The sequence below is a fragment of the Muricaecibacterium torontonense genome, assembly GCF_004793925.1.
Classification (GTDB): domain Bacteria; phylum Actinomycetota; class Coriobacteriia; order Coriobacteriales; family Atopobiaceae; genus Leptogranulimonas; species Leptogranulimonas caecicola.
Map to the genome: position 1 here is coordinate 492,758 of NZ_SRYE01000001.1, position 16,501 is coordinate 509,258.

Sequence of the window (16,501 nt, forward strand, 5' to 3'; positions counted from 1 at the left end):
ATTAGGAGGCTTGTTCCATGGAGATCGTGATTACCGCCTTGCAGACGTTCGCGTCGCTCGGCCCCATGTGCATGATGCCTATCATCATCTTTATCCTAGGCCTGATCTTCCGCGTGAAGATGAACACCCTTTTGAAATCCGCCCTCCTCGTGGGCGTAGGTTTTGCAGGCGTCAATATCGTCATCAACTGGTTTGTAGGTCAAGTGGCCGGCAGCGTTCAGGCCATGGTTGCCAACTGGGGCATCCAGACGTCCATTATGGATGTAGGCTGGCCGGCTCGCGCCGCTGCTACCTGGTCGTTCCCTCTGGCAGCTCCGGTGGTTTTCGTTATTCTCGGCGTGAACGTGGTGATGCTTCTCATCAAGCAGACCCGCACGGTCATGGTGGACTTCTGGTCCTACAACCACTACATCTTCACGGGCGCTCTTGTATGGTACGCCACTGGCGGCAATCCCTGGATCGCGCTTGTGGCTGCGGCTATCGACGCCATTATCTCCTTCAAGCTGGCCGACTGGACCACTCCTGTGGTGGAGGATTACTTCGAGCTGGAAGGCGTGAACTTCCCTACGTCCAACTCGGTGTGCTGGGCTCCTGTCGCCTTCTTCCTCGATAAGCTTTGGGGTATTATCCCTGGTCTCAAGAACGTCAATGCCTCTCCCGCAGGCATTCAAGAGCGCTTCGGTTTTGTGGGTGAGCCTATGTTCATGGGCCTTATCTTTGGCGCCCTTATCAGCATTCTTGCCGGCGATCCTGTGGAGCAGATCATGATCGTGGCCATGAGCACCTCGGCCACCATGGTGTTGACCCCTAAGATGATGCAGATCCTCATGCAGGGCCTGCTCCCCTTCGCCGACGCCGTCAAAAACACCCTGTCCAAGAAATTCCCCGATGCCAACTTCACCATGGGCGTCGATGCCGCTCTGACCGTGGCTGATGATTCCGTCATCACTGTAGGCATCATCATGGTGCCCATTACTCTAGTGCTTGCGGCTTTCTTGCCTGGCAACAAGCTCCTTCCTGTGGCCGACATCGCATATCAGGCCATGTGGCTGGCCGCGTGGCCCTGCGCCTTTGGAAAGGGCAACATTGTTCGTGGCATCCTGTCGGCAACCCTTATTACCGCAGCCGTACTGCTTATCGGCACTGCCATGGCTCCCGTTCACACTGAGCTTGCGCTTACCGGTGGATTTGTCCTTCCCGAAGGCATGGAGCTCATTAGCACCGAGGATGCAGGTACTCACCTCATCGGTTATGTGCTCTCCCTTTTGGGTGGCCTGTTCGCGTAATAGATTTGTTCATCTGGCCCAGAGGAGCTGTCCTCTGGGCCCTTCTGGAAACAGGGGATAGATATGAAAATTACCGGTGTGGAGCTCTTTGAAGTCAAACCCCGCTGGATCTTTATCAAGGTAAACACCGATGAAGGCATTTCTGGATGGGGTGAGCTTATCTCTGGCACCAAGACTCGCACGGTGGTAGAGGGCGCCAAGGAGCTGGCCGAGCGCATCGTGGGTCGCAACCCCTTCGAGATCGAGCGTCTCTGGCAAGAGCTGCACCGCTCCTTCTTCCGTGGCGGCCCCATCAACGGCACCATCGTCTCCGGAATCGAGATGGCCCTCTGGGACATCAAGGGAAAAGCCTTTGGTGTGCCTGTTTACGAGCTCCTTGGTGGCGCTGCCCGCGATCGCATTCGCGTGTACTCCTGGATTGGCGGAGATCGTCCTTCCGATGTGGCCGAGCAAGCTAAGAGTCGTCTTGACCGCGGATTCCAGGCGGTCAAGATGAATGCCACAGAGGAGCTTCATTACGTTGACACCTATGACAAGGTGAAGGCGGTGGTCGACCGCATTGCCTCCATTCGCGAAGTATGCGGCGACGACATCGAGGTGGGAATCGACTTTCATGGCCGCGTGCACAAGCCCATGGCCAAGGTGCTCGCCAAGGCGCTCGAGCCTTACCATCCCATGTTCTTGGAGGAGGTAGTGTTGCCTGAAAACTGGGAGGTCTTCGACAAGATCGCCAACGAGGTGGCCGTGCCTCTGGCTACCGGCGAGCGGCTTTATAGCCGCTGGGAGTACAAGACGCTGTTCCAACAGGGCGCTATCGACATCATCCAGCCCGATGTGGCCATGTGTGGTGGCATCCTTGAGACTCGCAAGATCTGTGCCATGGCCGAGGCCTACGATATGGCCGCTGCGCCCCATGCCCCCTATGGTCCCATTGCGTTGGCGGCCACCCTTCAGGTGGATGCCTGCACTCCCAACGTGTTCATTCAAGAGCAGAGCTTTGGCATCCACTACAACCAGGGCTTCGACATCCTTGATTTCATCGAGAACAAGGAGGTTTTTGAGTTTGAGGACGGCTACGTGCAGATTCCCGATAAGCCTGGCCTGGGCCTCGTCATGGACGAGGAGAAGATCCGCCAAATCTCTGCCGAAGGTCTCGTGTGGCGCAATCCCGCCTGGAAGAATTACGACGGCACCATTGCCGAGTGGTAGCAGCCATGGTCAATACGGTTTTGGGGCCGGTAGATGCTGCCGAGCTTGGCACCACCTACATTCATGAGCACCTCTATGTGAAGCCCAACGAGCTGCCCGCCTTCTATCCCTACACCTTGGATGACGTGGACCGCGGTGTGGAGGAGATCGAGAGCTTCATGGCTGCGGGGGGATCGACCATTGTGGAGCTTTCCCCACTCAACTTTGGTCGAAATACCGAGGCCTTAAAGGTTATGGCCACGCGTACAGGATGCCACATTCTCTGTGTGACTGGACTTCATAAGGAGGAGCATCTTCCCACATGGTTTGACAAGCTATCCGATGACGAGATAGCCGGGGTGGTGGCAGATGAGATCGAGGACGGCATTGGCACTCACCGCATCAAGCCAGCAGCTGTCAAGGTGGGCACAAGCCTGAATACCATCACAGACCGCGAACGTCGAGCGATCAAAATCTGCACCAGGGTTGCCGTTGAGCATCATATGCCCATGATCACTCATTGTGACAAAGGCACCATGGCCTTAGAGCAGCTGGCTCTTGTTGAGGCCGAAGGGATGGACCCAAGCCACGTCTGTCTCTCCCATGTGGACCTGACATTGAACGCTGCCTATATTGCGGCTATTTGCAACACTGGAGCCTATGTGAGTCTCGACCATGTAGGGAGAGACCTCGACGGTCGCGATCACGAACGCGTGTCAATGATCAAGGAGCTTGTGGAGATAGGTGTTGGCGACAGGCTTTGTTTGGCTGGAGATATGGGCAAGAAGGAGTATTGGCCTGCCTATGGGGGAAAGCCAGGCCTCGCCTACATCCTTACGGATCTCAAAAAAGAGTTGACGGCTTGTATTGGCGAGGAAGCCTTTGACGCCATGGTGAGGGCGAATCCCCAGCGTTTGCTTAACTGGGCATAGCCAGGTATGAGACAACCTGCCGTGTAAATCGCGGGCGGTTCGATGGCCAGAGAAGCCTCGAGCCGCCTGCTTGCTCTAAAATGCCCTCAGAGCAGCTAATGGAATGGTGGGAGCAATCGTGTCTCGTACGTCAAAGTGGGTCGTAGCTTCGAGTGCTGTCACGTTCGGCCGATTCGCAGAAGGCCCGGTGCGTCGCCTGGAAGAGGCGGGGTGCGAGGTGCGACTTAACCCCTATGGTCGCCCGCTTACCAAGGGTGAGATGGTGGAGTTCGCAGGAGATGCCCGTGCGATAATCCTGGGCAATGATCCCCTTCCTGCCAGCGTGATAAAACGTCTTAGGAAATTGCGCATCATTGCTCGCTATGGCGTGGGCTTTGACGGTGTCGATCTTGCTGAGGCTCGAGCCCGCAATATCCAAGTGACCTACGCTCCGGCGACCAACCGCGAGGAGACGGCCGACTTCACCATGGGCCTGATCCTCGACCTAGAGCGTCACATCTCGCAGATGATCATATCCACGCGCAGCGGAGGATGGGACAAGATCGCAGGGACGAGCCTCTATGGCAAGACTATCGGCATTGTGGGCGTAGGGCAGATCGGAAGTGCGGTAGCCAGGCGCGCCATGGGTTTTGGCATGGATATCCTTGGTTACGATATCGTGCAGAGAAACGAGCCGACTATCTATGGCGTAATATATACAACATTGAATGATCTGCTTCGACGCTCAGACGTGGTGACCATCCATACCCCTCTTAACGACGGGACTCGAAACCTTATAGGCGCACGCGAGCTTCGAATGATGAAGGATTCTGCAATTCTCATAAATACTGCGCGTGCTGGCATCGTCCGCCATGACGCCCTAAACAAGGCGCTCCTAGAGGGAAGGCTCAGGGGCTTCGCCACGGACGTCTTCGATAGGGAGCCGCCTATCCATCAACCCTATTATGACTATGAGAATGTGCTGGTAACCCCGCATGTCGCAGGTAACACTTATGAGTCCAGCGAGCGCATGGGCAACGTGGTGGTAGACAATATCTTGGCCGTCAAAGATGGGGTGGAGCCGCCCGATCCTGTCACCAGCCAGCTTCTCTATGAATCTGCAGTGAGCATGGGTTTGAACACAGGGGACATGCTTCTTTAATCTTTAACGGAAACCAGGGGCCAAGCTGCAATCCCTGTAGGCCTTCCTGTTGCCAAGGAGTGTCTCAAACAGAGGCACATCCGCCCTTTGGGCAGACATGCCTCTGTTTGCAGGTGCCGCTCTGCAAATTACTCGCGATTTACCAGCGCGTCGCGGATCTCCTCAAGCAGCTGCAGCTGCTTGTCCTCAGGAGTGGGCTCGGCGGTAGCCTCCTCGAGCTCCTCGACGTTCTTTTTGGTCATCACATCGTGGGCAGTGTTGATAGCCTTCACCATGAGGAAGACCACCAGGGCGATAAGCAAGAAGTTGATGATTGCCTGGATGAAGTTGCCCCACATGATGGTGGCGCCGCCCACCTGGGTTTGAATGCCAGAGAAGTCAATGCCGCCGATAATGACGCCGATGAGGGGCATGACCACATCGTTTACCAGCGAGCTTACGATGGCAGTAAACGCAGCGCCAATGATCATGCCTACTGCGAGGTCGATCACCGATCCGCGGGAGATAAACTCTTTGAACTCGGCCCAAAGGCCCTTGCTTTGCTCGGCAATTTTCTTAGGATCCTGCGACATGGGACTTCCTTTGTTTTGGAGACAGGCGTGCCGGCCGTCTCGAGCAACAGTGCTTGAAGAAGAATTCCCTAAAATGCCCCAGACTTTCCTTCTAGCCGGTTCAGGTTTATTAAGGCTTCTGCCGAGAAGCTCCGACTCTTCCGGTGTGCTTCAACCGTAGGGGCCAAGCGTGAGAGGAGGGGCGTTTCTCGGCAGAATGCCAAATACGGCGCGCGAGGAGGATTGAGCGGCTCTCACATTTAGGCATAGGCACTGGGCGTGCCGTCGAGCAGAGAGCGGCCTACTCCTGCCAAGGCGTCGTTATACATGCGGTCCCCTAGGATGAAGGTGCCGGTCCAAGCCATAAGGGGAACGTCGCACTCTACCAGGGAGATGGTGGATTGCGCCAGGATCTCAGAGGCAGAAGCCACAGGTACCAGCGGGATGCCTTGGGCTTGGAGGCGGCGGGAAGCCTCGGCTACGTCGGGGAGCTCGATATGGGTCTCCGCCTGCATGGCAAAGAGCTCGTGCTGGGCTTGATCGCTGATGTCTGGATCTCGCTGGGCCAAGGTATAGCAAGCCGCTGCAAGATCATGTTGCCCAAGATGCCAATAGGCATAGGCCATGCGATAGAAACAGTAGGGGAAAAGCGCCAGATCAGGAGCCACCTTGAGTGTGTCGATGATGGCCTCTATGGTAGCCGCCCAATCTTGCATGTCGCCTAGCACCACCGCACGCTGCAGACGAGGGCGGCTGGAGCTAGGGGCAATGGCGATAAGCTGGTCGAGGATGGCTAAAGCGCTGGGGTAGTCATCGAGGTCGCGATAGCGATTGCTCAAAGAGTACTTGGCGGCGAAGTAGGCGTCCGGCACGCGGAAGTAGCGAAGCTTATGAGGATCTGCCGTACGCTCTGGAGAAAGCGCCAGCGGATCTTTGAGCGCATCGATGCCCGTGAGAAGCGTGCCTCCTGGAGGGGCGTTATGGATGGTCATGCGGGCATAGTAGCCGTCGCAATAGAGGGGCACCAAGCCCTCTTGGGCGCCATAGTCTTTTTCATAGGCTTCCAGCACCTCGGCAGCCAGGGTTTCCAGGCGCATGATGGCCACCACGGGGCTGTCTTTTTCTTCCTCGACAATCTGATCCACTTGCCGGGTGGCGTCAGGATAAAAATCGCGATTTACCTCAAGCTCGCAGACGCGATCGGCACGCAACAAGCCCTTGAGATGGTCGGGGAGTTCTCGCTGGTCTTCTGAGGGGTCGCGACGCCGAGAAGTGAGCCCCTCAACACGGAAGGGCTCTACAGGCTGGTTTTGGCCTGAGAATCGAGCAACCTGGCCAAGAGTGGTTGCGACATCTTTTGGCTTGGTGTTGGAATGGCAACTCTCAAGGGCTGCGAGCGTCTGGGACTCAAAAGCGCTGCGGGCGAAGGAGAAGGACATGGTGCACTCTCCGCCTAATGAGCCGGCGAACCCATTGACCACGCAATTCAGGATGCAGACGTTGGACTCAAAGGCAGTGCTTGCAAGGAATGCGGCGAGATAGATGCCACAGAGATTGGCAAGGTCCTGTTTTGTGGTACCTGTACCGTTCTCTGAGGGAGTAGGCATGAGGTCAGGGTCCGGCACTGCATATTCGAAGGTAGCTACGCCTAGTTTGATATCGATATCGCAGCGGTATTCCAGCCTCGTGAAGAAGGGGAATCGCTCGCAAGATTGAGAGATACGTGTGCGCGCATCCCATTCGGAGCCCTTGGGGGCGCTGAAACCTTGTACGGTACGCAGCGGATTCTCATCAGAGGTGGTACTGAGTCTATGAGTCTCAATGAGGTTTAAAAGTCCCACCGTGTTTTTGTAGACATCAAAGGATTGAATATAGTCTTCGTCTTTGGAAGCCAGTGCGCTCTCATTGTCCAAGATGAGCTGGATGCGGTTGATAGCGCTTTCTACTTTGAGGAACTGGCGGCGATCCTCCAAAGGAAGGTCAGAGGGCATGCGGATCCACCAGAGGTTGGAAGTGGGAAGCCTCACGATAGTGCAGTCGTATTTGGCTGCCAGCGGACGCAGGAACTTTGCTCCTGATCGCGCTAGGATACGGGCGCTATAACGAGCTAGGGGATCGGTTGAATCACTGGCTTCAAGGAGGCGGTCCAGGGCATCTGGCAGCGGGCTTTTGGTGAGAACGTCCAGTGAGAATGCTTCCTGGATGTCTTCCTCTGACTCATCAGAAGTTTCGTAGAGAGTTACAAAGCAGGCGCTTGCAAGGGCGATGAGCTCACAGAGATCCAGCTCAGGTGCATCAGGTGAGGTAAGGGCGCCGTTGAACCTCTCAGGGAGTTTGGTGAGCTTGTATTTGTGGCGCCCGGTGGCCTCCCAGTAGGCAAAGGGAGGAGCATCTTTGAGGTCTGCGGTGATGGTGCCCCTTCTGCCTCTGCCTTCTGGAACCACGCGCATAAAGGGTGCCTTGGTAGGAGGCTCGTTCTGGGGTTTTTCACAGGGCCAAAACTCGCCGTTTGGCCCTATACAGCCATAGATTTTGACGTGGCCGCCATCCAGAAGGCGAATCAAATAACCCCATCTAGGGGCACGAGGATGGGCCGAAGCAGGATCTATCTGAGCCCAGTTCCACCCGCATTCGTTCCACGAGCGGCTCGATGGCTCTAGTAATGCCAGTCCATCAGAGAGGGCGGAGCCCTCCGAAGAGGGCTCCTGACCCAGAAGATCGGGGAAGGTGGTGATCTTGCTATAGGGCGGCAGGTGCAGAGTGCCAAAAGTCTCCATGGGCCTTCCTTTAATGTCGCCCCGTCTCGAATTACTCCTCCGAGAGACGCTCGAAGGCGTTCATGAGAGGCGGGATCATTTGCTTCTTGCGGCTTACGACGCCAGGTAGCACGGCCATGCCTTCTTCAGGCTCGACACCAAAAGCGGCCTTGATGACAGCCTCGGCGCCCTCGCCGTAATAAAGCAGATCTGTGGTCTGGGTCTTCACATCGGTAAACATATACAAAATGATGGGAAGATCCTCGTTCTTAGCTGCGTCAGCCAGATAGGGGCGCAGCAGGTCCTCTGCGGCGCGGCGGCTGGTCTCGGTCATGTAGCTGCCTTGGCCTACGCCAAAGCGTGCGCTGCCTCGAGAGAAGACTTTGAAGTCGCCGTGGAAGACTTCGTCAGCGGTACGGCCAGTGAGGTCTGCGCCGGCTTCAAACATCTCATCTGCATAGGCATCGATGTCTACCCCTACGATACCAGCCAGTTCCTGGGCTGCAATACGGTCTTGATCCGTGCAGGTAGGGGAGCGGAAGGTGAGTGTGTCGGAGAGGATAGCCGAGAGCATGAGACCTGCGATGTGTGGCGGAGGAGTGACGCCGTTCTCGTCATACATCTGCTTGACGATGGTGCAGGTGCAGCCAACCGGCTGGTTGCGGAAGAGTGCGGGGGCAGAGGTTTCGATCGAGCCAATGCGATGGTGGTCGATGATTTCAAGAATGATGGCATGAGACAGGCCGTCTACCGCCTGGGAGACCTCGTTGTGGTCTACCAAGATGACATGTTTGCGCTTGATGTCGAAGAGGTTGGCAGAGGTAATGACACCGTCAAAATGGCCCTCTTCATTGATGACAGGGAAGAAGCGGTGGCGGGTAGAGCTCATGACCTTGCGGACGTCTTCCACGGTGGTATTGACGGAGAACTCGACGAGGTCGTGGTCGAGCATGATGGAGCGCACCGGCATAGACATGCAGATCAGGCGGGTGGCTGCGTAGGTATCATAAGGGGTGGTGATGATGCGGCAGCCATGGTGCTCGGCAGAGCTCTTAAGCGCGCGAGTCACAGGGGCGTCGCAGCAGATGATGAGGCAGGCAGCGCCGCTTCCCACCGCGTAGTGCTGGGTCTCATAGCGGTTGGTGACAAGGACGATATCGCCCTCTTCGATAGTGTCTTCCATCATCTCAGGGCTGGTGCCTACAAAGACGCGGCCGCTGGTGATGACGTCATCAGGATTGCCCAACACCATTTCGCCGTTGAGGGTCTCGATCACATTACGGTAGCTGGTGCGAGCGGTTGCCAAGACATCGGTGTCGAAGATGGCCATATTGGCGTTGGCGATGTCTTTTACGGTGACCAGGCCGCGCAGGTCCTCGTTCTCATCAGTGATGCAGAGGGTGTCCTGGTGCTCTTCGCGCATAAGGTTCCAAGCGGCATAAAGCGACATCTCGCCGTTGATGCCCTTTTGCTTTTGGTACTCGAGGTCCTTGATTTGAGGGCGCACCGAGGTGATGAGTTCCGGCTCCTCGGCACCCCAGCGCTTCAACACGAATGCAGTCTCACGATTGATGTTGCCGCAGCGGCGGGGCTCAAAGATTTTAGGACCCAGCGCGTTTTTGAGGTAAGCGTAGGAGATGGCGGAACAAATACTGTCCGTATCGGGATTTAAATGCCCGATGACATTTACCTTGCGGATGGACTCTGCCATGGTTTGCTCCTTGAATAGGTGAGTGTCTTAAGGCATGAAGGGTACCTGAAGACAAACATAGCTTTAAATACCACCTATTAGAACAGGACTTTTCTTCTAGTGGCGCGGTGAATGGGGTAAGGCGCCCGATCGTCACCGCACCTACAAGATATCAGAACATCTGTTCCATTCAAGAGCGAATTAGTGTACAGTGACAAAAAACATCGAGGGCAGGGGCGGCTATGCGGTTGCTACATCTTTCAGATCTTCATGCGGGTAAACGGGTGCGCGGATACTCCATGGAAGAAGAGCTTAAGTCTGCGCTCGCCCAGGTTGTAAAACTCTGCGAGGATCGCGCGGTTGACGTGGTGCTCTTGGCGGGCGATCTCTATGACAGCGCACAGTCCAGCGATCGGGCGATAGATCTTATCGGCAGCTTTTTAGAAACCCTTGCCGAGAAGAGCATCACCGTGGTGGCGACCCCGGGAAACCATGATTCGGCAACCCGGGTGGGCTATGGATCCAAATTGCTTGCTTCTCGTGGAGTGCATGTCACAGGGCCTCTCAAGGCGCCTGTCAAGCCCGTAGTGGTGAGCGATGAGGAGGGTCCTGTATACATCTGGCCCATTCCTTTCGTTCGCCCAGCTACGGTGCGTGCGGTTTTGGATGTCCAGGCAGACACCTATACGCTGGCGCTCAGGGCTCTTATAGACGCAATGAATATTGATACGACGCAGCGCAATGTCTGTGTATCCCATCAATTTGTCACTAATGGGTTGGTGAGCCCTCAGCGCTCAGAAAGCGAATTGAGCGTGGGCGGCACAGATAATGTCGACGTGTCGGTCTATGAGCCTTTTGATTATGTGGCGCTGGGTCACCTGCATAGGCCTCAGAAGGTGTCTCGGAATACGGTGCGCTATGCGGGCTCGCCGGTAAAGTACTCGGTGAGTGAGGCTGCTGGCGAAAAGTCGATGGTGCTGGTGGAGCTGGGATTAAAAAAAGATGGGGTATGTGCAACATCCATCGAGCTCGTGCCTATTGAACCGGTTCATGATTTGAGAAAGATTCGCGGTCCGTTGGAGGAGCTTTTGAGTCCGGAAGTACTTGCTTCGGCACCTGCTGATGACTATGTGTACGTGACACTTACCGATGACGCCATGCCATTGGATGCCATGGGCCGCTTACGCGAAGCCTATCCCAATTTGATGGGGCTCGAGCTGCAGGCAGAGATAGATGCAGAGGATGAACTGCCATTGATGCCGGTAGAGGCCGAAGCTTCTTTGGAAGCGCTGTTTGGCGAGTTTTTTGAACTACAGACAGGCCATTCTATGAGTCCAGAACAGGTGGCTGTAGTGGAAGCCTCCGTCGAAAGCTTGGAGGCCTAAGCCATGAGACCGCTTACCCTTACCATGAGCGCCTTTGGGCCCTATGCAAAAGAAACTACCATTGACTTCGAGCAGCTGGGAACCTCGGGCCTTTATTTGATTTGCGGCGACACCGGTGCTGGTAAAACCACTATTTTTGATGCAATCACCTTTGCGTTGTTTGGCAGTACTGCCAATGATGGAGATAGCGACAGCACTCTGTACTCTCAATTTGCCGAGTTTGGCACTCCTGGTTACGTGGATCTGGAGTTTGAACTCAAGGGCATACGCTACAAAGTGCACCGTACCTTGTTCTATGAGAGGCCAAAGCAAGGCAAAACAGGCGTCACCACCAACAAGCCCACTGTAGAGCTTTGGGAGGGTGTTGAGAGTGGGGCTATTCCTCAAGGAATCTTGCCTATTACCAAGAAGGGCGAGGTAACCAGGCGCATCGAGGAGCTTTTAGGACTTAGCCAGAAGCAGTTCATGCAGATAGCTATGATTGCTCAGGGCGATTTTGCACGCTTGCTAGAGGCCGATACCAAAGAGCGCAAAGAGGTGTTCTCGACACTCTTCCGCACAGCCAACGCGGGCGTCTTACAAGAGATGCTCAAGTCGCAAGCGGCTTCAGTGGAGGCTGAAGCTAAAAATATAAAGGATCAGGCCCGCACCGAAGTGATGCGAGCTCAAGGTGCGCTCAAACTTATGGAAGAGCTTGAGAATTGGGCACAGGGCGAAGCTGCCACGGTAGCTGATCCTCTTAGCGTAGTCGAGAAGCTATGCAAGGCCGACGAAAGTGAACGCGCAGAACTCTCGGCGGTTCTAGCGCAATTCCAAAAAGAGTCCTCTGAGCTTGAGCGTCAGCGTCAGCTTTTAGAACGTGCTCAGGAGATCGATGATTCAATTGTTCGAGTGACTTGCCAGCTTCCCGAATTGGAAAGCGCTGTTGCCAGGGCCAAGAATCGTTATAGCGATGCCCAGAAAAACGAGACTCAAGAGCATCATCTTACGGCTCAAAGCCTTGCAATAGAGAAAGAGTTTGACGACTATCTTGCGGTGGATGCACAGCGTGAGAATGTAAATAAAGCACAGGCTGCCGAGAAGAGCGTTCAACAGGCAAAGGACGCCGCCCAGGCGCAAGAGTCGGAGGCGAAGGCTGCGCTTGATGCGGCTGATGCAAGGATTGCTCAACTTGCTGAGGTAAATACGCAACGTCTTGGGGCTTCCGAGATGCTCAACGGTATCCAAAAGAAAGTGGAGTCTCTTGAGAGGCGTATTGGCGCCTGTGACAATGTAGCCAAGTTGGCAAAGGACTACCTCAATAAAACAGTTGACTACAACCAGCTGCAAAAAGCAGCCCAAGACGCAAAAGATTGCTGGTCTATGGCCGACAATGCTCGCAGTAATGGCGTGGCGGGAATTCTTGCCCAAAGGCTCCAAGAAGGTCGGCCCTGCTTGGTATGCGGAGCTACTACTCATCCGTCACCTGCCCCGTTGGCTGAAGACATGCCCACAGAAGACGAGCTCAATGATTTACAGGAAGCTCGCGATCAGGCCATTGAGATTCGAGACGCAGCAGCAAAGAAGCTCTCTTCTGCCCAGGGGCGCTATGAGACCGCATGGAATGCGTTGGATCCGGAAGATCAAACTGCACTAGGCACCAGTTTTGAGTTTGCAGATCAGGTGGCGGCTCTTGCTAAAAAACAAGTGGATACCCTTAAAGAAATGATGAAAGAAGAAAAGTGCCAAAGAAAGGCCCTTGAGACCAAGCTTGACAGTTTAAAGGCATTAGAAAGGGAGTCCCAGGAGCTTCAGCAGAGTGTTGGGACTCTCAAGAAGGCCCAAGAAGAAGCCCAAGCAGCTCTTAAAAGCGCGTTGGAACAGCAAGGCCAAGCTTCCAGTGCATTGGCCGCTGCAAAGGAGCGCTTGAACACTCTGGCCAGCGGATTGAGCTATCCAAGTCTTGATGAAGCAAGAGAAGCTGCTCAAGGGTTCCATGATCAGGCGGCAGAGTTGAAGCGAATTCGAGAGGCCGCACAAAAGACATTGCAAGAAAATCAACAGAAACTAGAGCAAGCAGCCCAGCAGCAGCTTCTTTTGCAAGAACAACGAGACAAGCTTTCTGTGCCAGACAAACAGGCCTATCAAAAAGATCGTGATGCCTGGGAAGCGCAAGGCCAAGCATTGCGCGATCGGCAAGATGCATTGGCAGAAAGAACGGCTGCCAATAGCGGGGTAAAGAAAGTGCTTGAAGAATTGGCATCTCGCCAAGATCAGATCCGAGATGAATTCAAAGTACTCGAGCCTCTAGGCCGCGTGGCAAGGCGTGAGGGAATTCACAAGGGTCTTGATTTTGAGACTTTCCTGCAGGCCCGTTGGTTCGATCGCGTGCTCGCAGCAGCTAACCGCAGGCTCTCTTCCATGACTCAAGGACGATTTGCCCTAGAGCGATCGGTTGAGTCTAGGGACCTTCGAGGCGCAACAGGTTTGGATATCAACGTCTTCGATGCTTACACCGGTAAGCGCAGGCCAGCTTCTACGCTTTCGGGCGGTGAAATGTTCAAGGCGTCGCTCTCATTGGCATTGGGGCTGTCTGATGTGGTGCAGTCTCAGGCGGGAGGTGTACGCCTAGACGTGATGTTTGTCGACGAAGGCTTTGGCTCATTGGATACCGAGTCACTGGGGCTAGCCATCAATGCGCTTACCAATCTCACGGGCGATTCTAAGCTTGTTGGCGTCATCAGCCACGTCGACCTCATGCGTGAAACCATCCCTAAGCAGATAGTGGTGACGCGAGGCAAAACTGGGTCTGAAGCCAGATTGCATCTGGATTAGCTCAGAGCAGCACTTAAGAATGAAGCCTAAAAATGCCCCTCTGTCACAAAACAGAGGGGCTCATAAGAAAGGACTCATCACAACGATTATAGGTAGGCCCATCGCCAGCAGCCTACCTATAAAGCGAGGTAGCCTTAAGCCTGGGTCTGCGCGTCTGCACCGCGCACCTGAGTGTAGGTGCGGTCTGGGAAGAGCAGCTCGCATACCGTGTTCCAACCAAAGGCCGTGCCTCGGGCATAAGGGCATCCAATGCAGTTGTCACGGAAGCACACTTGCTCGCTTTTGGCCACGCCTTGAGGCTCCACGTCCTTCCCCATGGCCGCCAGTACCTGAGAGGCAATCTGCTGCATGCCAAGCTTGGTGGGGTGAGTGCCGTCGGCAGCATCGTAATCGAGCTTGAATGCGCGGGCGTCGGCCACGTGGCAGTTCTCCCACTGACCCGCCGCAATGCGAATGGCGTTGTTGTAGCGGTCGAAGTGATTGCCACGATAGGGATAGGTAAAGCAGGTGCAGCCGGCGCCTGTGAGACGGCCTACAGGAAGGGTGATGCACCACACTTCCACGCCGGGGTTGTCACAGACAATGTTTTGCAACATGCGGCTGTAGGCCTCGCCAAACTTCTCTGCGGCATCCACAGGGGACATGGCAGGGGGTTCGACGGGATACTTAGAAAGATCGATGTTGTAGGGGGTGGCGGTGCCGCGTCCAAGCATTTGGTTAAGGGTGCCACCCCAGCCAAAGTCGTTGATGCCCATAAAGATAAGGACAGCATCGGGATGCACGCCGTCTTTTTGCAAGGCATTGGTGCGCATGCGAGATTCTCCGGCAGGATAGCCTACGCCCTCGACGCAGGAGCCAGACCAACTGGCGTTGGCCAGAAACTCGCCGCCCATACCTTTGATGACCTGCATCCACCAAGTGTCGTCTACCGTGGTAACGCCAGTGAAGTCTAGGTTCTCGCCGGTATAAAACACGTTCCAACCTTCAGGGATATAGCCCTCGAAAGTCGACATGGAGTCGCCCATGACAGATACAAGCATGGTGGTTCGCTTTCTCTTAGCCAACGTTTAGAACACCGTTATACAAGGTGTGTTGCGCCCATGGGACACAGGCAGCCTTACCTATCATTTACCAGCTTCAAGGACGTGGCCCTCTCTTTCTGGTGAGTAGTCCTTCTCGGCTGCGAGCGTCAAAGGGCATGACTCATTGAGACGAGAGATTCATGCGGCCAAAAGAGATGCTGGATGTAACAGCTCATCTCTTCTCGGCACTTAAGCTCACACGAAGCAAAAGTGTGGGGGTAGCATAAAGAACGTTCGCGATTCTGGACCATGCGGCTGGGGGATTGGTGGTCGAGCTGGTCTAGAAGCAGATAAAAGTTTGGTTCTTTGGCTCGAAAGGGTAGTGCTATGAAATTCTCCCGACGTCTCGATGCTTTTGGCGAAGAGGTTTTTGCCTCACTCAATGCCCAGCGCCGCGCGCTGGAGGGCCAGGGCAAGACCATGATCGACCTGTCGGTGGGAACCCCTGATTTTGCGCCTTCCCAAGAGATTGTCGATGCGCTGCTGGAGTCGGCCAAAGATCCCAATTCTTGGAAGTATGCGCTCCATGACTTGCCGGAACTTTTGAATGCGGTGTGTGCCTACTACAAGCGTCGTTTCAATGTTGAAATCACGCCCGACATGGTGATGATGGTCTCGGGCACCCAAGAGGGTATGGCCCACCTGGCGATGACGCTGGCAGATCCCGGTGATTCGGTGTTGGTGCCAGATCCTTGCTATCCCATCTTCGCAGGTGCTGCGCATCTCGCAGGGGCGGCTCCGGTGTTTTATCCCCTGACTGCCGAGCATAACTTCCTTCCCTACCTGGAAGGCATTGATCCTCATCAGGCTGATGAGGCCAGCTATATGGTGGTGTCGTTGCCTGCAAATCCAGTGGGCTCTGTAGCCACTCCGGAGTTTTATGAGGAGCTGGTGGCTTTTGCCAAGGAGCACGACCTGCTCATTGTGCACGATAATGCCTATTCTGACATCATTTTCGATGGGAACAAGGGAGGCTCGTTCCTGGCGTACGAGGGCGCCAAAGAGGTGGGCGTGGAGTTCTTCTCCCTCTCCAAGTCCTTCGATGTAACCGGCGCGCGCCTCTCCTTCCTGGTAGGTCGTCCTGATGTGGTTGCTGCCATGCGCAAGCTTCGCGGCCAGCTGGACTTTGGCACGTTTATTCCTCTGCAAAGGGTGGCCATTGCGGCGCTCACCAGCGACTTGGCTCCTGTGGAGCAACAGCGTCTTAATTATCAAGCACGAAGGGATGCACTGGCAGACGGTCTTGAGGCCATCGGCTGGGAGCGCCCCAATGCTCAGGGCACCATGTTCATGTGGGCAAAGCTTCCGGAGCGCTATGAAAACTCTTTCGACTTTGTACAGGAGCTCATGGAGAAGGCGGGAGTGGTGGTCACGCCCGGTGCTGCCTTTGGCCCAGAGGGCGAGGGGTATGTGCGTCTGGCGCTGGTGCTGCCTCCAGAGGAGCTGGCCCGTGCCGCCGCAAAGATCGGAGAAGCGGGGTTTGGAGCCTAGGGGGGTCTCCGGGGATTTTCATGAAGGTTGGGCGCAAGCGGGACCTCTACGGGAGAATCCTATCTTGTGAGGTGGCTCATAGATAAGATCTGTCGCTCCATTAGCGGATCTTATCCTGTCCAGCGGCAACTCCCCGAGTATTAACCTCATGCTTTCTGGCGGGCTTTAGGGCCTGTGCCAAGAAA

11 protein-coding genes are annotated in these 16,501 nt (G+C 55.3%); 7 read left to right on the forward strand and 4 right to left on the reverse strand.

From position 1 onward, the window contains the following. The first annotated feature begins 17 nt into the window (after positions 1-17). The 4 genes from E5334_RS02040 (at position 18) to E5334_RS02055 (ending at position 4,547) form a co-directional block, all read left to right on the forward strand. Positions 18-1,286 carry a PTS transporter subunit IIC gene (locus E5334_RS02040; protein WP_136011930.1) on the forward strand — a complete coding sequence of 423 codons (1,269 nt, stop codon included), beginning with the start codon at positions 18-20 and terminating at the stop codon, positions 1,284-1,286. 63 nt (positions 1,287-1,349) lie between these two features. Then, the gene (gene dgoD, locus E5334_RS02045) at positions 1,350-2,495 is read left to right on the forward strand and encodes a galactonate dehydratase (RefSeq protein ID WP_136011931.1); all 1,146 of its coding nucleotides are present in this window, start codon (positions 1,350-1,352) and stop codon (positions 2,493-2,495) included. A gap of 5 nt (positions 2,496-2,500) precedes the next feature. Next, the gene (locus tag E5334_RS02050; protein WP_136011932.1) at positions 2,501-3,406 is read left to right on the forward strand and encodes a phosphotriesterase family protein; all 906 of its coding nucleotides are present in this window, start codon (positions 2,501-2,503) and stop codon (positions 3,404-3,406) included. A 118-nt stretch (positions 3,407-3,524) separates the two neighbouring features. Further along, a complete protein-coding gene (locus E5334_RS02055; protein WP_265591605.1) occupies positions 3,525-4,547 on the forward strand; it encodes a phosphoglycerate dehydrogenase in 1,023 nt (340 codons plus the stop codon). Positions 4,548-4,675: 128 nt separating this feature from the next. Here E5334_RS02055 and mscL read toward each other — a convergent pair whose 3' ends face one another. The 3 genes from mscL to E5334_RS02070 all read right to left on the reverse strand — a co-directional run bounded on the left by mscL (position 4,676) and on the right by E5334_RS02070 (position 9,565). Beyond that, positions 4,676-5,119 (reverse strand): large conductance mechanosensitive channel protein MscL, encoded by a 444-nt coding sequence (gene mscL, locus E5334_RS02060; RefSeq protein WP_136011934.1) that lies wholly within the window; start codon positions 5,117-5,119, stop codon positions 4,676-4,678. A gap of 239 nt (positions 5,120-5,358) precedes the next feature. Beyond that, on the reverse strand, positions 5,359-7,875 hold the full coding sequence (locus E5334_RS02065) for a tetratricopeptide repeat protein (protein ID WP_136011935.1): 2,517 nt from the start codon (positions 7,873-7,875) through the stop codon (positions 5,359-5,361). Positions 7,876-7,906: 31 nt separating this feature from the next. After that, positions 7,907-9,565: a putative manganese-dependent inorganic diphosphatase gene (locus E5334_RS02070; RefSeq protein ID WP_136011936.1), complete on the reverse strand. Its 1,659-nt coding sequence runs from the start codon at positions 9,563-9,565 to the stop codon at positions 7,907-7,909. Between the two features lie 221 nt (positions 9,566-9,786). Here E5334_RS02070 and E5334_RS02075 point away from each other — a divergent pair, with 221 nt between their 5' ends. After that, positions 9,787-10,929: an exonuclease SbcCD subunit D gene (locus tag E5334_RS02075; protein ID WP_136011937.1), complete on the forward strand. Its 1,143-nt coding sequence runs from the start codon at positions 9,787-9,789 to the stop codon at positions 10,927-10,929. 3 nt (positions 10,930-10,932) lie between these two features. Then, complete coding sequence (locus E5334_RS02080; protein WP_136011938.1) at positions 10,933-13,743, forward strand: AAA family ATPase; 2,811 nt, start codon at positions 10,933-10,935, stop codon at positions 13,741-13,743. 134 nt (positions 13,744-13,877) lie between these two features. Here E5334_RS02080 and E5334_RS02085 read toward each other — a convergent pair whose 3' ends face one another. Further along, positions 13,878-14,783: an SGNH/GDSL hydrolase family protein gene (locus E5334_RS02085; RefSeq protein ID WP_136011939.1), complete on the reverse strand. Its 906-nt coding sequence runs from the start codon at positions 14,781-14,783 to the stop codon at positions 13,878-13,880. Positions 14,784-15,152: 369 nt separating this feature from the next. On the opposite strand from E5334_RS02085, the gene E5334_RS02090 reads away from it, so the two are divergent. Continuing rightward, positions 15,153-16,316, forward strand: coding sequence for a pyridoxal phosphate-dependent aminotransferase (locus tag E5334_RS02090; protein WP_136011940.1), 1,164 nt, complete (start codon positions 15,153-15,155; stop codon positions 16,314-16,316). The last annotated feature ends 185 nt before the right edge of the window (positions 16,317-16,501 follow it).

Bases quoted from the DNA above. Each gene is read 5' to 3' on its own strand.
- E5334_RS02040 (WP_136011930.1), top strand. From the start codon at position 18: ATGGAGATCGTGATTACCGCCTTGCAGACGTTCGCGTCGCTCGGCCCC.
- dgoD (WP_136011931.1), top strand. From the start codon at position 1,350: ATGAAAATTACCGGTGTGGAGCTCTTTGAAGTCAAACCCCGCTGGATC.
- E5334_RS02050 (WP_136011932.1), top strand. From the start codon at position 2,501: ATGGTCAATACGGTTTTGGGGCCGGTAGATGCTGCCGAGCTTGGCACC.
- mscL (WP_136011934.1), bottom strand. From the start codon at position 5,119: ATGTCGCAGGATCCTAAGAAAATTGCCGAGCAAAGCAAGGGCCTTTGG.
- E5334_RS02065 (WP_136011935.1), bottom strand. From the start codon at position 7,875: ATGGAGACTTTTGGCACTCTGCACCTGCCGCCCTATAGCAAGATCACC.
- E5334_RS02070 (WP_136011936.1), bottom strand. From the start codon at position 9,565: ATGGCAGAGTCCATCCGCAAGGTAAATGTCATCGGGCATTTAAATCCC.
- E5334_RS02075 (WP_136011937.1), top strand. From the start codon at position 9,787: ATGCGGTTGCTACATCTTTCAGATCTTCATGCGGGTAAACGGGTGCGC.
- E5334_RS02080 (WP_136011938.1), top strand. From the start codon at position 10,933: ATGAGACCGCTTACCCTTACCATGAGCGCCTTTGGGCCCTATGCAAAA.
- E5334_RS02085 (WP_136011939.1), bottom strand. From the start codon at position 14,783: ATGCTTGTATCTGTCATGGGCGACTCCATGTCGACTTTCGAGGGCTAT.
- E5334_RS02090 (WP_136011940.1), top strand. From the start codon at position 15,153: ATGAAATTCTCCCGACGTCTCGATGCTTTTGGCGAAGAGGTTTTTGCC.